Genomic DNA, 15,668 nt, shown 5'->3' on the forward strand with positions numbered 1-15,668 from the left:
CGCTAGGGCATCGCTTCCAATCGTAATACGGAATGTAATTTGTCATAATCAGACCAATCACCAAAACCATTAAACGGGGTTCCTTCCACCCAAGGAACGATCGCTTTGCAATCAAAACAAATCTTAGCTAGCCCAACACATTTTTTATTCCTATAAAAAACCAGAACATCTCGAAATTCATGTATACATGAACTATCTATATCCTCTTGTCTAGTCTTGCGAAAAAATAATGAATCTATAACTTCATAATGAGATCTATCAATCAGCGTTTTCACATAACCAACTTCTTCCAACCTGTTGAGAATAACCGTGTCAACCTGATTATCCCCTAGCACAGACAACAAAAACTCATCCTGTTGGGATTTAGTTTTCTGGTCTTGCAATGCTCCAATTTGGTAAAGATCAATCGATTTTGAATAGTGTACAAGCGAGTCGAACTGAGCAGAACCAGCAATAGTATTATTGTAGTACCCACCTTTACCCGTGCCATCATCATTTATACAGCCCTGCAGGCAAACAAAGATGGTGACAATAAAAATTCCAGCAGATTTAAACACCCTTATTTTCATTTTAATAAGCTCCCTCTTATTATAAATTCAACCCGTTTATAAATTCAATCCGTCGCGATGAACAAAGAATCAATGCCCGCACAAAATTTAGAAGTCACCCCGATGGATTGCAATGTAATAGATGAAGTTAAATTACAAAAAAGTATTTGTATGCGCTCAATCTGCTGAATGAAATGGGGTGCCCTTACCCGTTTCTAAATATAGTTTTAGACTCGCAATGAACTGTCTCCATCCATCGGTACACACCGCATAGCATTCGATGGTCGGTAGCAAGCCCTTAGCGTCTTACGAATTTATCAATACATATTTCATTTTCGCTTTGCATAAGGCAAGTTTTTAGATAATTTACTGGGAATAGTCTCTTTTTTTAAAAAGGCATATTTGGATTTTATTCTCCTTCTGGAAGATAACAATATGTACTACAAACAGTTGTCGTCTTAAATATTTGATTGTTAAGCTGCAGCTTATCTATTTAAAAGACTTCTAAAGAGTTTCTCTCCGTTTGGAACATAATTGTTGCGAAAAGATCCCAAGCTTTTTCCTGATTTTTATCTATTTTACGTGATGATTTAAAATAGAATAATTTATCCACTTAAACCTTAAGATATTCATATGAAACGATGGCATCTACTCCTCACACTATTTCTGTTCAACAGCTTCTTTGCGATCGGACAGGAGGATATCAAAATAACCCACTTTCCTTTTATACAAGGGTTGACCGAACAGGAGGTTTCCATCATCTGGACAACAGACAAGCCAGCAACGGGATGGGTGGAATTAGCACCGGATGATTCAAGTCACTTTTATTTCAAAGAAAGAACCAAGTACTTTGCTTCGGCCTACGGTTTCAAAAAAGTGGGTACCTTGCATCAGGTAAGGTTGAACAATCTGAAACCGGGGACAAGGTATCGTTACCGTGTGTATAGTCAGCAGGTGTTAAAACATGAGGGAGTCAATGTACAATATGGAAAAGTGGCCGCAAGCAATGTCTACCGCCAAGCGCCTTTGTCTTTTCAAACGCTGGGCAATGCTGCGTCAACGCATTTCACCGTTGTCAACGATATCCATGAGCGTAATGAGATACTGGATAAGCTACTGGATATCGGTGATTTAAAGACCAGCGATTTTGTAATTTTCAATGGTGATATGGTAAATAATCTATTGAGCGAAAAACAAATGTACGAGGGATTTATGGACACCGCCATCAAAAGATTTGCAAGTGAAAAACCGATGTTCTACTCACGCGGCAACCACGAAACCCGTGGACCTTTTGCGATTGAATACCCCAAATATTTCCCTACCCCAACCGGTAAACTATATTATCAATTCCGACATGGTAACACCGGCTTTATCGTGCTGGACTGCGGCGAAGATAAACCCGATACCGATATAGAATACAGTGGTATCGTGGAGATGGACAATTATAGATCCGAACAGGCGGCATGGCTCGCCCGTGCAGTTGAAGATCCGTCTTTCAAAGATGCCAAGTACAAAGTAGTGATCTGTCATATGCCCCCTTTCGGTGGCTGGCATGGCGAACAGGAAATCCTTGAAAAATTTGTTCCCATTTTGAATAAAGCAGGAACACAAATCATGTTATCGGGCCATCTGCATAAACATATAATCCAAAATGCAACAAATGCTATCCATTTCCCAATTATTGTCAACTCCAACAATAATGTACTTCGGGTGGATCTAAACAATGAAAAAGGAGTATTTAAAGTACTTGATCAGCAAGGAAAAATAGTAGATCAGGTCCTGATCAAACCGCTAAATTAATACTGATTAACCTGGGGGTTAAAATAGCCATAATTCATTTGGATTATGGCTATTTTATGGAATGCAATTTCACATAGGGGCGACTTATCAAAGAAAGTGCATATTACATTTGATTTTTGTAACTTTGCATAATCATGAGTGAAACACTGGAAACCTTACAGGATTACTATAAAAGATTAAGTCATCTACATACCAACAATGGAGATATACTTGATGTCGAGCTCGGAAAATCACATTTCAATATCTCGCCACGCAAATATTGCGATTTTAAAACTCCGTACAATAGGCGCGATTTTTACAAAATCAGTCTCATCTTAGGAAAAGGGTGGTTCAAATATGGGCAGCATGAACTATATATCGACCGACCTGCCCTATTTTTACCCGCACTAAATATTCCCTATACCTGGGTATGCGATACAAATCAACAAGAAGGATACTTTTGCCTTTTCAATCAAGAATTTTTTTCAGGAAGTCAGACATTCGAACCATTTAAAAAGACCTCACTATTCAAAGAGTGGAGCAAACCCATTATTTTTTTAGACGAAGCACAGCTGAATTTAATTACAACAATTTTTGACAATATGTACCGGTTGAATAATTCCAGTTATCCGCTCCGTTGCAGCGCGATCAAAAGCAATCTGGCAGCAATACTTCATCTAGCCCTGGAATGGAGAGTGGAAGATGTTGAGTTACAAGATCAATCGGGCAGTGTGCGGATGTACCGTCTGTTTGATGAATTACTTCACAAACAGTTTCCCCTGGATTCCCCCGCCTACCCACTTGCATTACATACCGCAGCCGATTTCGCAGCAAAGTTAAATGTACATGTCAATCATCTCAATGCTTCCGTCAAATCGGTTACAAATCAGACAACAACACAGATCATCAAACAAAAAATCTATGAAGAGGCCAAGAATTTATTGATCTATACGGACTGGAATGTCGCTGAGATCGGTTATACACTTGGCTTTGAAGAACCAACCCATTTTAATAATTTCTTTAAGAAATATGCAGAGACCTCTCCGCTCAAGTTTAGACAAAGACATAAATAATATTTGATTTTCGTAATTTTTACTTTGTTAGGCAATATAGCTATTGATTAAAAAGTCGCTAGTTTTGTTTAACAAAAAAGAGTAAAAATGTTAAAGGAAGCTTCTGCGCAACGCGTCAGGTTAGTAACAGTCATGGCCTTTGTATCCATGCCACTTTCAGGATTTGTAACCGATATCTATCTGCCTTCGTTTCCAGCGATGGCCAAGAGTCTACTTGTTCAGGAACGAGATATTCAATTAACATTGACCAGTTACCTATTGAGCTATGGCATTTCCCAGTTATTTGTAGGAAATATTCTGGACAGTATAGGTCGATATCGACCTAAGCTCCTGGCATTAACTCTTTTGATACTTAGCAGCTTAATAATAACCCAAACACAGAGTATCCTGTTTATTTGTTTGTTGAGAATAGTGCAAGGTATAGCTATATCCATTTTGGTGGTAGCTACTCGCGCCCTTTTCGTCGACCTATATGCAGGCGATCGGTTAAAAAATTACTTAAGCTATTTTACCATCGTTTGGTCATGTGGTCCGATACTTGCACCATTTTTAGGAGGTTATCTGGAGAAATTATTCAGTTGGCAGGCCAATTTTTATTTCCTTGCGTTCTACGCTGGTTTGTTATTGTTGTTTGAACTGTTGTACAGTGGAGAAAGTATTGCCGAAAAGAAAAAGATTGATCTAAAGGACAATCTCAATCTGTATAAAATGATGTTGCAAAATAAGCTTTTTATATTGGGCATTCTGGTACTAGGTCTTAGTTACTCCATTGTAATGCTCTTCAATATGACAGGGCCATTTATTATTGAAAATACATTTCACTTTTCATCGGTCACAATTGGTTATTGTACATTGATATTGGGATTTTCATGGATGATCGGCGGGTTTATTACCAAAAAGCGCATGCATCTTGACTTCGTGCCCCGGGTCGTCGCTCCTGCTTTATTCCAGGCAGCCCTTATCGTTGTTTTAATACTTATCGGCATGTACTGGCAGAATCTGTATATAATGGTCGGCTTTGCATTTTTTATCCATACGATTTCAGGGGTTTTATTTACAAGCTTTTTTACCAATAGCATGTTATTTTTTCCAAAACATGCGGGAACCGCCGGTGGGTTAATGGGCGGAATGGTCTATATCGTGACATCCCTTTCCAATTTTATGGTGTCCATTAGTGGCAAAGTGACCGCACAAAACGGATTAGCCTGGCGCTACTTTATTTTTTCTATATTGCTGACCTTGATCATCTTATATATGTGGAAACTACAAAAAAATAATAGCGGACAGCATAGTTAGTTGGCCAGGGAGCTCGAAAAAGCCACTGTGTCCGAATCTCATCGTTATTTTATATGTTCACATTGATAGCCCCAGTCAAGCATCTGCTTGATAATACCCTTTGTTTCAATATCCGTTTGAGTAGATTCTATCCTTAAAATCCGCTCTTCGTCGTCAAGATCAAAGTTAACTTTATAAGAGGAGAACAATTGCAGCAGGGTCATAACGATCTGTTGTGCCTCTCTATATTTATTGACATTTGTTTTAAATATTACAACTCGTTTCATTGGATTAGATATCACTTAAATTTATAGACTTTACTTCACTTCTTTACCCGAAGCATTCTCCTCTAGTGTTGTGTACATAAACCGCAGCTACTGCTATGGACTATAAAATGTGGCGAGGCAACCGGTTCTTCCTTGTCTGATATACTCAATGAATCGGTATGAGAGCGCTGTAAAGCATCGGCAAAAACTTCGTCATGTTTCCTCGCCTCACTATTGGAAAAAAGGGTCAGAACCATAAAAAACAATAAGATGATCAACGCATTAAAGAAATGTACCATATTATAACCGTTAAATTATTATGCCCCAATTTCCCAAATAAGGATATTTTATTCCATATATTTTCGGTAAAAAGCGGATTTATGTCGGTAAACAATCCTTTTTTCTCTTTTAATACACCTCAAGTATTTATATATTTGACAACATTCGTTCGGAATAGAATCTGATAAGTGCCTTATAAAGTCCGAAGAAAAATATCTCGTCATTTCATTGGGATAGAATAAATTAAAATCAGAATCTAAATTAGAATTAGTCGTGACCAATAAAAAATTAGTTCTGGAAAACCTTTTGAGAGACCCACTATTCTGGAGTGCCTTATTGCTTAATCTACTGATTGTCTATTTATATGGTAACGACGCAATCTATAACTATAACATCATTGTCGCCCAGTCAATTCAGACATTTGCATATGCTGTTGCACATTATCTACTCCTCAAAAATACACCGATCAACTATGCGGTAAAAAAAGTAAGACTGAATCGTAAGCGAAAAAAATCAGATAAAAACAGAAAATCATTTGGAAACTATATTGAAAAGGACGAGACTGGCAATTGGGTTTATACAACAATCTTCTTTATTCTTCTTTGCTTTTTCACGGTATTTTTAGCCGTAATTGTCCTTACGGTCAACTGGAACGTCCATCGCAACAGCTTCGTGTTTCAATCCTCAGATTTCTACCCGGCAATTTGGGCGTTGTCGAATGCAATTTTCTACTATAAAAATAACAAAGCACGTTTGACTTATTCGAATGCCAGTCCAAGTGAGTTGGTCGCAGTTCCCTTTTTTAAACTTTATATTCCAATGTTTATGATGATCTGGGGTTATATCTTGCCTATGAAAGTCATTGGCGACATTATTGGTTTCATACTTTCCAATCCTAAATATTGGAATTCACCCGCTGATAACGAATCAAAAAAAACTGTATAAATAAAAAAAGCCACATAAGAAAAATGTGGCTTAGTTAGTATATTGATTTAAATGGCTTCTTAAGAAAACTGCTCAGTGAGTATAATTTCAAAATAAATGTATATAAAATACTCCTGACCATAATCTCACATTTACAATTCGTCCATGTTGATTTAATATTCGTCTGAATAGGAAAAAACAAGCAAAACTTCGGGAGAGACTTGCTTCTTATGGAGATGTGCATGTATTGGCTAGCTAGGGTATAAACAAATTTGGGTATACAGATCAACTTTTCTTCAAGATCCCTTTCCTCACGCCTTCATCAATCAAGCTTTCGGCATATTCCCATAATACCGACGAGCCATCCCTGATCACACTTTTTTTTGCGTATACCTTACTATAATTTACGCCAGGTTCATTCCAGGTGCCGCCATTGTTGGAACTATTCTGTAACAGGGGTTCTAACCGGTCCATTGCACGGGCAAACTGCGCTTCGCGGGTCTCTCCGGCTTCAAACTCCTCCCAGATAGCTATCAGTTCTTCTGCCTGAGGTTCCGGTAAAAGCCCGAATATTCTATTGGCAGCCAAACGTTCCGCCTCGGTATTACAGTGTGCTTTTTGGGTATCATAGATAAAGGTATCGCCAGCATCGATTTCAACAATATCATGAATCAAAACCATTTTAATAACTTTTAATAAATCTACCGATTCGTCAGCATGTTCAAATAAGACAATAGCCATTAATGCCAAATGCCAGCTATGTTCAGCATCATTTTCACATCGGTCACTATGGAAAAGCTTCGTCTTTCGCTGAATGTATTTCAGTTTGTCGATCTCCTTGATAAAATCAATCTGTTTCAACAATTTTTCGGGTGTCATAGTGAATATATTTTAGTAACGATAGTACACAAAGGTAGTGCTTTTTGAATCTCCTTCCCTTATTAAATACCGTTGAAAGTACGGCAACTTCTATCGCCTATTTTATTGACATCCCCCGGACAAATCCCTAGCCACAGATCAGCCTTGATTTATTAAATTTGATAAACATCAAATCTCGGCGACGAATGAAGAAAATAGGTTTTTTATCTTTTGGACATTGGTCCAAACATCCAGCTTACAGTACCCAAACGGCAAGTGATACGTTACTACAGTCAATAGATCTAGCTGTGGCGGCAGAAGAAATAGGCATTGACGGAGCATATTTTCGTGTACATCATTTTGCCAATCAATTAGCCTCGCCCTTTCCTTTATTGTCGGCCATTGGAGCGAAGACGAAGACAATTGAAATAGGTACCGGCGTCATTGATATGCGTTATGAGAATCCACTCTATATGGTGGAGGATGCCGGAGCGGCCGATTTAATTTCGGGAGGCCGCCTACAACTGGGGATCAGTAGAGGATCGCCCGAACAGGTAATCGATGGTTGGCGTTATTTCGGTTACGACCTCGCTGAGGGTGAAACCGATGCTGATATGGGCCGTAGGAAAGCATTGGAATTTTTGGACAAACTCAAAGGAGTAGGTTTTGCCGAACCCAACCCCTACCCGATGTTTCCAAATCCTCCAGGTCTACTGAGGCTAGAACCACATGCCGAAGGGTTGCGCGAGCGCATCTGGTGGGGTGCAGCATCGAATGCGACAGCGGTATGGGCTGCGCAAAACAGAATGCACTTACAAAGTTCTACCCTAAAATACGATGAAAACGGAAAACCTTTTCATATCCAACAGGCTGAACAGATACGTTTATATAAAGATGCCTGGAAAGAAGCAGGCCATCCCGGGGAGCCCAGGGTATCAGTCAGTAGGTCAATCTTTGCATTGGTCAATGATCTAGACAGGTATTATTTTGGACAGGAAGCGGATCGGGCTGACAAGATCGGGTTTATTGAAGCCGACAAACGTGCTATTTTTGGCCGGAGTTATGCAGCAGAACCTGATCAGCTCATCAAAGAACTGGCCATGGACGAAGCTATACAGGAAGCTGATACAGTACTCCTGACAATTCCAAATACGTTAGGTGTAGATTACAACGTGCATGTACTTTCTGCTATTTTGGAACATGTCGCACCTGAATTAGGCTGGCGCTAGATATCCCCTATTGATGATAAACAATATTCGTTACAAAACCAAGATTGCAATAATTGGTGCGGGGCAAGCCGGACTCTCTTCTGCCTATCATTTAAAAAGATTGGGGCTAGAGATCAATCAGGATTTCATTATTCTGGACGAAGCCCCTGCCCCAGGGGGAGCCTGGCAATTTCGCTGGTCTTCGCTGACACTAAGTACGGTCAACAAAATCCATGACCTGCCAGGTATGTCCTTTGAAGAGACGTTAGCAAATGATGAAACGGAGGTACAGGCAAATATAGCTGTTCCCCATTATTTTGACCTCTATGAGAAAAGATATGGGTTACAGGTCTATCGCCCGCTCAAAGTAGACAAGGTGTCCTTGCATGATCAACGTTTTCACATAGATACCGCTAAAACGTTATTTTCTGCTGCCGGCATCATCAACGCAACAGGAACCTGGGATAACCCTTATATTCCATTTTATCCTGGGGCATCATTATTTCAAGGTGAGCAACTCCATACAAAAGATTTTAAAACAGCGGATTATTTCAGGGGGAAACACGTTATTATAGTCGGTGGCGGCATATCTGCCATCCAGTTGTTGGACCAGATCTCAGAAGTGACGACGACAACATGGGTCACACGACGTCCCCCGCTATTCCGTGAAGGGCCTTTTGATGATATGGCAGGCCACAATGCTGTGGCGATGGTGGAAGAGCGCGTGAGACAGGGTTTACCACCACGCTCAGTAGTTTCTGTCACAGGACTACCTTATTCATCAGAAATCCGGGCAATGGAAAAAAGAGGGGTACTCACGCGATTTCCGATGTTCAGTGAGATCACTAAAACTGGTGTAAAGTGGGAAGACGGCCGGGAGGAAAAGGCAGATATCATCCTTTGGAACACGGGATTCAAAAGCGCTCTGGCGCACTTAGATCCTGTACTACCCAAAGAGGAAAATGGAGGGATATTAATGGATGGCAGACTGGCCACGATGGTCGCCAAGGATCCTCGAATTCATCTGGTTGGTTATGGTCCCTCCGCTTCTACAATTGGGGCCAACCGCGCGGGCGGTGCGGCAGCCAGGGAGCTTGTAAAAACGTTAAACCTGCTGTAATGTTATAGGGCATACTAATGATAACCATGTTATAAAAGAATGAATAAAAGAGACGAGGACAAGATAATGGGATCAACACCGATGCAGGTGCAAAACATTATTCCGGATCAATCTATTGCATTATTTGTTAAGAATATTATGGTATTCGAAAACAAAGACGATGTAGAGACGGTCATCCCATTTTTTGCGGACGGATATCCCGGACTGATGTTCCATCAAACCGAAAGAGGCCTTACCATTCAACCCTATGGTAAAAAAATGCCCATTATCTTTTTATATGGCCAAACAATAAAACCTATTACCATTGAAGTCGATGGCCCTTTCAAAATCGTCATTTTCCAATTCTATCCTTTCGTATTGCGAGCTTTCTGGGGAATAAATCCCGAAGATATCAATGACGGCTGCTATGACCTAAATGAAAAGAAAGAAATAGATGAGCTCATTAAAGAAATATTGTCGTCCCCTACCATCCAAGAAAAGATAACCGTCATATCCAGGTTACTTATCGGTTATTTTGAGCAAAAAAGAAACAAGCTGGATTTTTCAATAAGAGAAATAATCCAATGTATTATAGATAAAAAAGGTGCTGTACCCATCCATGAGATCGCCAAAAACGAAAATCTTCACATCCGGACACTCGAAAGAAGATTCCTCAGAGAAACTGGAATCTCTGCAAAACAATTTGCGAAAATAGTTCAATTTCAAAATTCACTCACCCAATTGACCACTCATGATTTTGGCAATATAAATGAAATTGTCTATGCAAATGGATTCTCCGACCAGTCACATTTTATCCGCGTTTTCAAAGCTTTCACAGGACTGACACCCAACACATTCTGCAAACGTTAAAATTGTCGCTTTTATTCTATTTTGGAATATCCGCAATCGCGAATTTTAATCGAAGAAAATTACAGCAATTATAACATTTAAATTCATATCGATGAAACTACAAGAAATTACTTTAACCGCCGCTGTGATAACATCGGCATTAATATCAGGGCTCTTTTTTGCGTATACATTTTCGGTCAATCTTGGCCTTCATAAACTAGATGACAAGGGTTACTTGCAAGCGATGCAACATATCAACAGAGAGATTTTAAATCCGGTATTTTATTGTTGTTTTCTAGGAGCACCTTTATTATTAATTACATCCTCAGTGATGTATTTCGATCTATCTTCGCCAAAGTTCTATTTGATCGCAGCTGCATGTGCAAGTTATATTATTGGCGTATTTGTCATTACCGCAGCAAAGAATGTCCCGCTGAACAATCAATTGGACAATCTTAATATCACAGCTGCAACCTCCGAAACAATACATCGGATGCGCGTTCTGATTGAGGAGCCTTGGGTATTCTGGAATAATTTGCGAACGCTGTTCTCTTTCCTGACGTTAGTTTGTTTAATTGTCAGCCTTATATTTTTTAAATCCAAAGATTAATAGTGGCGTGTGAAACGTTTTTCTTCACTAACGTTCACAAGTACATTTTCACTTTTAAGGGGCTGCTCAATCAATGTAGTCCGCTTTTCATCCCCAACTTATCTGTCAGGCTTCAACCTCTTCAGATTATAGCTTCCGGTATCGCCATTCCGGATAAAAGTCCCACAGCTAAACGTCATATAAAATACGAAAAAGGCAGAAGCGTCTACGAATTTAAATTCATTGATAGCGGATTTAAATCGGCCGGAAAATGCAACTTATTCTATTGTACTTTTATAAAAAATAAGAAGGAAAGATTTGGATAAAATCATCTTAAGTATAAACTGATCAAAAAAAACTCCAATGAAAACACAAAAAATAATCCCGGCCCTATTAGTTGCCGCCCTAGGTCTAACGTCGTTATCATCCTGCAATGGAACATCTGTAGACACGATAAAAGCAATGGAATCCAACTACGATAATCACAACAAAACTATCGAGCTAACGGGTGAATTTGACGCACCTTCTTTTACCTTTTCTTCGGGCAAGTCGAAGACCATGGCGATGCATTTTGTCGTGAAACCTCATGCCTTCAGTTCCGAGGAATTTACGGCATTCAGTGTGATATTGCCAGTGGGGACAGAAAAAAACAGTGTCCTATTTGAACTACCGGAGGACCAGAAAAACTACAGCCTAAAAAATTTCTACGTCATTGACAAAAACGGAGAAAAAATCAATCTCGATACCCATACTACCTTTAAAATGAAAGGAACCGTCCATTACAGCGAATTAGAAAAACCGGAAGCTGAACAGGACAAAAGTAATTTCTCCTATAAAATAACTGACGTAACCTTTGAAAAGGACTAAAAAATCAATTTATAAACGCGTTTACGCACCTTAATAAATGAAATATGATTAGTATTCAGCTCGGAGACAGCCTTTCTTTTGGATGGATAATTATTGGATTTGCCCTTATCATGGCTCTAGGAATTTACATTACTTACAGAAAACAACAGGTGATCAAAATAAAGTATGTCATTGCGGTTATCATTATGCTTATTGTAGGTATCAAATGGCTGTTTGAAAATTAAAAATCGCGTTCTTCGGAAGTGCGTTTTTAGAAGAAGATAACGAATTAGAAAAAGTAACTTAAGCTCCAACAAATTGGTAAGAGCACTTTAACACTTGAATAAATTTAAATTTGTAAATTTATTCAAGTGTTAACATTCTAATCGATGGGAATTGATGCCATTGTCAGCTATAAGTTTATTATGAAATTTATTTTCACCTTTGTTGTCTTTTTTATGCTGCTCGCTGTGTCCGCTCAAGATCGACCGCAGCTTGTTCCGTTCAAATCGGACGGTAAATTGGGATTGATGAGTGTATCCGGAATGGAACTTGTCTACCCTGCTTCTTTACGGGATGGCTCCAGTAGGTATGATGTCATTGAAGATTTTCGTAGTTATATTATCCAAAAAAATGAAAACGAAGACTGCGTCATTGATGCTTACTCAGGACAGGAACAGCTTTCCGGACATTTTGACCAAGTATGTGGACGTTTAAAGATTAACAAAGACAGTTATTATCACTTTGTCGTTAATGGAAACTCCGTTTTCCTAAAGCAAGGAAGCCCTCCAATAAAACTAACAACCCTTTACCGACAAATTGAACCCAATCAGGACGCTTGGAACAATGAAAGCCTTGATGGAAAGCAGTATATCTGGGCGCTGAAAACGGATGAAACCTATGATGTATTAAGTGCGGACAACAACTTTGACCGTATAAATTCCCTGCCAAATTTTGAAAGTTTTGATCTTGTATATCGGATAAATGAAGATGCCCCGGTAACTCTCGTGGGATTTGTTTTGGGGAGCAAGAATGCGATCCAACGTGTTTCTGGGCAGAAGTATGGTATTCCTGAATCCGACCAAATGGTTGAAGTCTATGATATCCATTTTAAAAAGTTAGGCACTACAGCTTACCAAGCTGTAGCAATCAAACAATTATTCCATCACGAAATCGAACTACAGGGCGGTATGATGCCACCGCCAAGCTTAGAAAATCAGATCATAATCCCTCAAAATAAAACAATTGTACTGAGCAACGAATTCAGCTTAGTCCCTAAAAAAGATGATCAGACACAATTGATACTCATTAACACACAACAAGAGAACACTCCTGTCTTGGGAAATTCCCGCTTCGACTACAGGTATATCAGTACACCTCAAAATTTGAAAGCACTCCTTCAGATAAGGCATGCCGAAACCGGAACTTTCTTTTATTTTGATTTTAATGGGCTGTATTTCCCGAAAGGAATCCCTTTAATCCCAGAGAATTATCAAAAATGGAACTGATGAAAGCAAAAAGAGCTTTAAATAAAGACTCTTCAAAATACAATTATAAAAACATCGCTTTTTACAAATGATTACTTTGGTTTTAATATTAAGCGCGGTGTTCGCGATAGTGGCTTTCCTCGTCACTGAAGAAAATGCGGACTCATCACTTTCTGGATATAATACACTTTCAACAGCCGAAAAACAGCAATTCAATATCAAGGAGTTTATTCCATTTTTTAAAAAGTTCCATCTGTTGCTGGCTCTCTCCTATTTGGTGATTTCTCTCCTTCTTATTTTCGCCATCAGTTCATATTGGGCAAAGATTTTTATCGTAACTTACCCTTTACTTGCTTATATATTTTTTATTTGGAAAGCGAACAGTTTCTTAATAAAAAGGAACAAAAAGCAACATATCCACTCCCTTATTGTTGAATGCCTTCTTTTTATTATGCTTTTAGTGATTATGATCCAGTTTTTTAAAAACTGAAACGCTAATTGATTTAAACCATTTTGATAAGATAGGAAGTATCCAAAAACTATTTTTATTTTTATAGGATTATATAGATTACATGGACAAGCGCTCGGAAGATATACAGCAATGGATTGATACCTATAGTGATATACTGCTCAATAGTGCTCTTTTTTTGCTATCTGACCGTCAGGATGCGGAAGATATTGTCCAAAATGTATTTATATCCGCATTCGAATCATACCACTCTTTTCAGAACCGGAGTACTGTAAAGACTTGGCTAATGGCGATTCTCAAAAATAAAGTCGCGGAGTTTTATCGTAAAAAATACCGACAAACGGGCAAGATTTCTTTAGATCAATATTTTGATCCTGATGGGTCATGGAAATATGATGATATACTGCAAGACTGGGATGATAAAGACGGCAACCTACTTGACAACAGCGATTTTAACCGTGTTATGAATGAATGTATGGATAAGTTGCCCATAAAATGGCTTATTCCCGTAAAACTCTATTATTTAGAAGAAAAAAAAGCGGATAATGTATGTCAGGAAACGGGCATTACGACAACTAATCTCTGGAAGATCCTCCAACGAAGCCGAATGCAGCTCCGGGAGTGCCTGGAACTTAACTGGTTTAATATTTCATGATCTCGTAAGAAATGATAAGACGACTCATTCATGCATTGATAATGCCCTGCAAGCAAGCAACATTGCTTATTGAACAGCGAAATGCTGATGAGATTCCATTTTTCCAAAAGATACGTTTAAGGATACATCTTACAATTTGTAAGTGGTGCCGTGCATATAACCGCAAAGTACAGACAATGGAGGGCATGATGAAAAACATGTTCACACAAGATGCTCCTGAAAAATTCACCAAAGATGAACTACAGCTCTTTAAAGACAAATTAAAAAACAAGCTAAAATAATAGGACTTTTTTGTCAGGATTTTGATGTACGTGCTACTAAGAGGAAAACAGTAAGTGCAAATTAAAATTTTAGAAAAATGCGTCTCATTACTCAAACAAAAAATGCTCCATCACCATCGTCGCCATGGGGCTTTTACATTTCCACATTTGGCATTGTCTTCATTCTCCTATGGCTTGGGATTTTTAAATTTACGCCTACCGAAGCGCTGGCCATAAAGCCATTGATCATGAATCATCCACTCTCTTCATGGTTATACAGATTATTGAGTGTACAAGCTGTCTCCAATATAGTTGGAATTGTCGAGATCGCTGTAGCCCTACTCATCTTACTGTGTTTGAAATTTAAACAGCTGAGACGATACGCTGGAATTGGGGTATGTATTATTTTTATAACGACTTTAAGTTATCTCTTTACCACACCAAATATGTTTAAATATGTGGACGGAATTCCTGTGACGGATTTCTTTATCCTTAAGGATATACTATTTCTTGGATTTGGAATCAATTTACTGCAATCTGCTAAAAAATAAAAAATCATGAAAATTATATGGACCATCACTGTGCTTGCGTTATTAGGCCTGGCACTAGTAAAGATCGGCTTTTCCCAAGGCGAGGAAAAAGCGTCAACTCCCGAAAAGGGCACAGCCTACAATGGTCAAACCAGGGAAATTTATTTTGCTGGAGGCTGCTTTTGGGGAACGGAGCACTACTTCAAACAAATAAGGGGTGTAATCGCCACTGAAGTTGGCTATGCGAACGGAAATCTCGCTAAACCGTCCTATGAACAGGTATCAGCAGGCAATACTGGTTTTGTTGAAGCCGTAAAAGTTCATTACAATCCTGAAGTAATTGATTTGAAATTGTTGATCGACTTATACTTTAAAACGATTGACCCAACAAGCCTGAATAAACAGGGAAACGATATTGGCACACAATATCGAACCGGAATTTATTTTACAAAGAAAGAAGATGAAGCAACAATCCGGGAAGAGATTGAACAGCTTGCGAAGAACTATAGCGCCAAACTTGTTATAGAAATTGGTCCGCTACGTAATTTCTATACTGCTGAAAATTATCATCAAAATTATCTAGAGAAAAACCCTCAGGGTTATTGCCATATTCCGGCTGGCCTATTTGAGAAAGCCCGGCAAGCAAACCCACAGCCTGCTAAATATAAGAAAGC

General features: G+C 38.9%; 19 protein-coding genes and 1 pseudogene. 16 read left to right on the forward strand and 4 right to left on the reverse strand.

Translation table 11 applies throughout. The annotated features are described in order from the left end of the window. Positions 1-2: 2 nt before the first annotated feature. Entirely contained in the window at positions 3-569 is a 567-nt protein-coding gene (locus ACK8HY_RS10020) for a hypothetical protein (protein WP_416133545.1), read from the reverse strand. Positions 570-1,181: 612 nt separating this feature from the next. On the opposite strand from ACK8HY_RS10020, the gene ACK8HY_RS10025 reads away from it, so the two are divergent. The 3 genes from ACK8HY_RS10025 (at position 1,182) to ACK8HY_RS10035 (ending at position 4,696) form a co-directional block, all read left to right on the forward strand. Then, positions 1,182-2,348: a metallophosphoesterase gene (locus tag ACK8HY_RS10025; protein ID WP_416133546.1), complete on the forward strand. Its 1,167-nt coding sequence runs from the start codon at positions 1,182-1,184 to the stop codon at positions 2,346-2,348. A gap of 134 nt (positions 2,349-2,482) precedes the next feature. Then, the gene (locus tag ACK8HY_RS10030) at positions 2,483-3,400 is read left to right on the forward strand and encodes a helix-turn-helix domain-containing protein (protein WP_077438602.1); all 918 of its coding nucleotides are present in this window, start codon (positions 2,483-2,485) and stop codon (positions 3,398-3,400) included. Positions 3,401-3,487: 87 nt separating this feature from the next. Next, positions 3,488-4,696 carry an MFS transporter gene (locus ACK8HY_RS10035; RefSeq protein WP_416133547.1) on the forward strand — a complete coding sequence of 403 codons (1,209 nt, stop codon included), beginning with the start codon at positions 3,488-3,490 and terminating at the stop codon, positions 4,694-4,696. Positions 4,697-4,740: 44 nt separating this feature from the next. Here the strand turns inward: ACK8HY_RS10035 and ACK8HY_RS10040 are convergent, their stop codons facing one another. Next, the gene (locus ACK8HY_RS10040; RefSeq protein WP_416133548.1) at positions 4,741-4,962 is read right to left on the reverse strand and encodes a methyltransferase type 11; all 222 of its coding nucleotides are present in this window, start codon (positions 4,960-4,962) and stop codon (positions 4,741-4,743) included. A 62-nt stretch (positions 4,963-5,024) separates the two neighbouring features. Then, positions 5,025-5,240: a hypothetical protein gene (locus ACK8HY_RS10045; protein ID WP_416133549.1), complete on the reverse strand. Its 216-nt coding sequence runs from the start codon at positions 5,238-5,240 to the stop codon at positions 5,025-5,027. 253 nt (positions 5,241-5,493) lie between these two features. Between ACK8HY_RS10045 and ACK8HY_RS10050 the strand changes: the two genes are divergently transcribed. Continuing rightward, positions 5,494-6,165, forward strand: coding sequence for a hypothetical protein (locus ACK8HY_RS10050; protein WP_416133550.1), 672 nt, complete (start codon positions 5,494-5,496; stop codon positions 6,163-6,165). 264 nt (positions 6,166-6,429) lie between these two features. Here the strand turns inward: ACK8HY_RS10050 and ACK8HY_RS10055 are convergent, their stop codons facing one another. Continuing rightward, positions 6,430-7,023 carry an HD domain-containing protein gene (locus tag ACK8HY_RS10055; RefSeq protein WP_416133551.1) on the reverse strand — a complete coding sequence of 198 codons (594 nt, stop codon included), beginning with the start codon at positions 7,021-7,023 and terminating at the stop codon, positions 6,430-6,432. Between the two features lie 185 nt (positions 7,024-7,208). Between ACK8HY_RS10055 and ACK8HY_RS10060 the strand changes: the two genes are divergently transcribed. The 12 genes and pseudogenes from ACK8HY_RS10060 to msrA form a co-directional block, all read left to right on the forward strand. Further along, a complete protein-coding gene (locus ACK8HY_RS10060; RefSeq protein ID WP_416133552.1) occupies positions 7,209-8,231 on the forward strand; it encodes an LLM class flavin-dependent oxidoreductase in 1,023 nt (340 codons plus the stop codon). Positions 8,232-8,244: 13 nt separating this feature from the next. Then, complete coding sequence (locus tag ACK8HY_RS10065) at positions 8,245-9,330, forward strand: NAD(P)-binding domain-containing protein (protein ID WP_416133553.1); 1,086 nt, start codon at positions 8,245-8,247, stop codon at positions 9,328-9,330. 39 nt (positions 9,331-9,369) lie between these two features. After that, positions 9,370-10,179, forward strand: a complete 810-nt coding sequence (locus ACK8HY_RS10070) for a helix-turn-helix domain-containing protein (protein WP_416133554.1) — start codon at positions 9,370-9,372, stop codon at positions 10,177-10,179. Positions 10,180-10,270: 91 nt separating this feature from the next. Next, entirely contained in the window at positions 10,271-10,768 is a 498-nt protein-coding gene (locus ACK8HY_RS10075; protein WP_416133555.1) for a DUF1772 domain-containing protein, read from the forward strand. A 342-nt stretch (positions 10,769-11,110) separates the two neighbouring features. Continuing rightward, positions 11,111-11,614, forward strand: coding sequence for a hypothetical protein (locus tag ACK8HY_RS10080; protein ID WP_416133556.1), 504 nt, complete (start codon positions 11,111-11,113; stop codon positions 11,612-11,614). Positions 11,615-11,658: 44 nt separating this feature from the next. After that, entirely contained in the window at positions 11,659-11,838 is a 180-nt protein-coding gene (locus ACK8HY_RS10085) for a hypothetical protein (RefSeq protein WP_416133557.1), read from the forward strand. A 180-nt stretch (positions 11,839-12,018) separates the two neighbouring features. Then, positions 12,019-13,101 carry a hypothetical protein gene (locus tag ACK8HY_RS10090; RefSeq protein ID WP_416133558.1) on the forward strand — a complete coding sequence of 361 codons (1,083 nt, stop codon included), beginning with the start codon at positions 12,019-12,021 and terminating at the stop codon, positions 13,099-13,101. A gap of 67 nt (positions 13,102-13,168) precedes the next feature. Then, complete coding sequence (locus ACK8HY_RS10095) at positions 13,169-13,570, forward strand: DUF3784 domain-containing protein (protein WP_416133559.1); 402 nt, start codon at positions 13,169-13,171, stop codon at positions 13,568-13,570. 82 nt (positions 13,571-13,652) lie between these two features. Continuing rightward, complete coding sequence (locus ACK8HY_RS10100; protein WP_077438588.1) at positions 13,653-14,204, forward strand: sigma-70 family RNA polymerase sigma factor; 552 nt, start codon at positions 13,653-13,655, stop codon at positions 14,202-14,204. 11 nt (positions 14,205-14,215) lie between these two features. Continuing rightward, positions 14,216-14,485, forward strand: coding sequence for a hypothetical protein (locus tag ACK8HY_RS10105; RefSeq protein ID WP_077438587.1), 270 nt, complete (start codon positions 14,216-14,218; stop codon positions 14,483-14,485). Positions 14,486-14,562: 77 nt separating this feature from the next. Next, positions 14,563-15,015: a DUF417 family protein gene (locus ACK8HY_RS10110; protein WP_077438586.1), complete on the forward strand. Its 453-nt coding sequence runs from the start codon at positions 14,563-14,565 to the stop codon at positions 15,013-15,015. 6 nt (positions 15,016-15,021) lie between these two features. Further along, a pseudogene (gene msrA / locus ACK8HY_RS10115) lies at positions 15,022-15,591 on the forward strand (peptide-methionine (S)-S-oxide reductase MsrA); the annotation flags it as partial. Positions 15,592-15,668: the final 77 nt, after the last annotated feature.

Source organism: Sphingobacterium sp. NGMCC 1.201703, from assembly GCF_047784615.1.
Classification (GTDB): Bacteria; Bacteroidota; Bacteroidia; order Sphingobacteriales; family Sphingobacteriaceae; genus Sphingobacterium.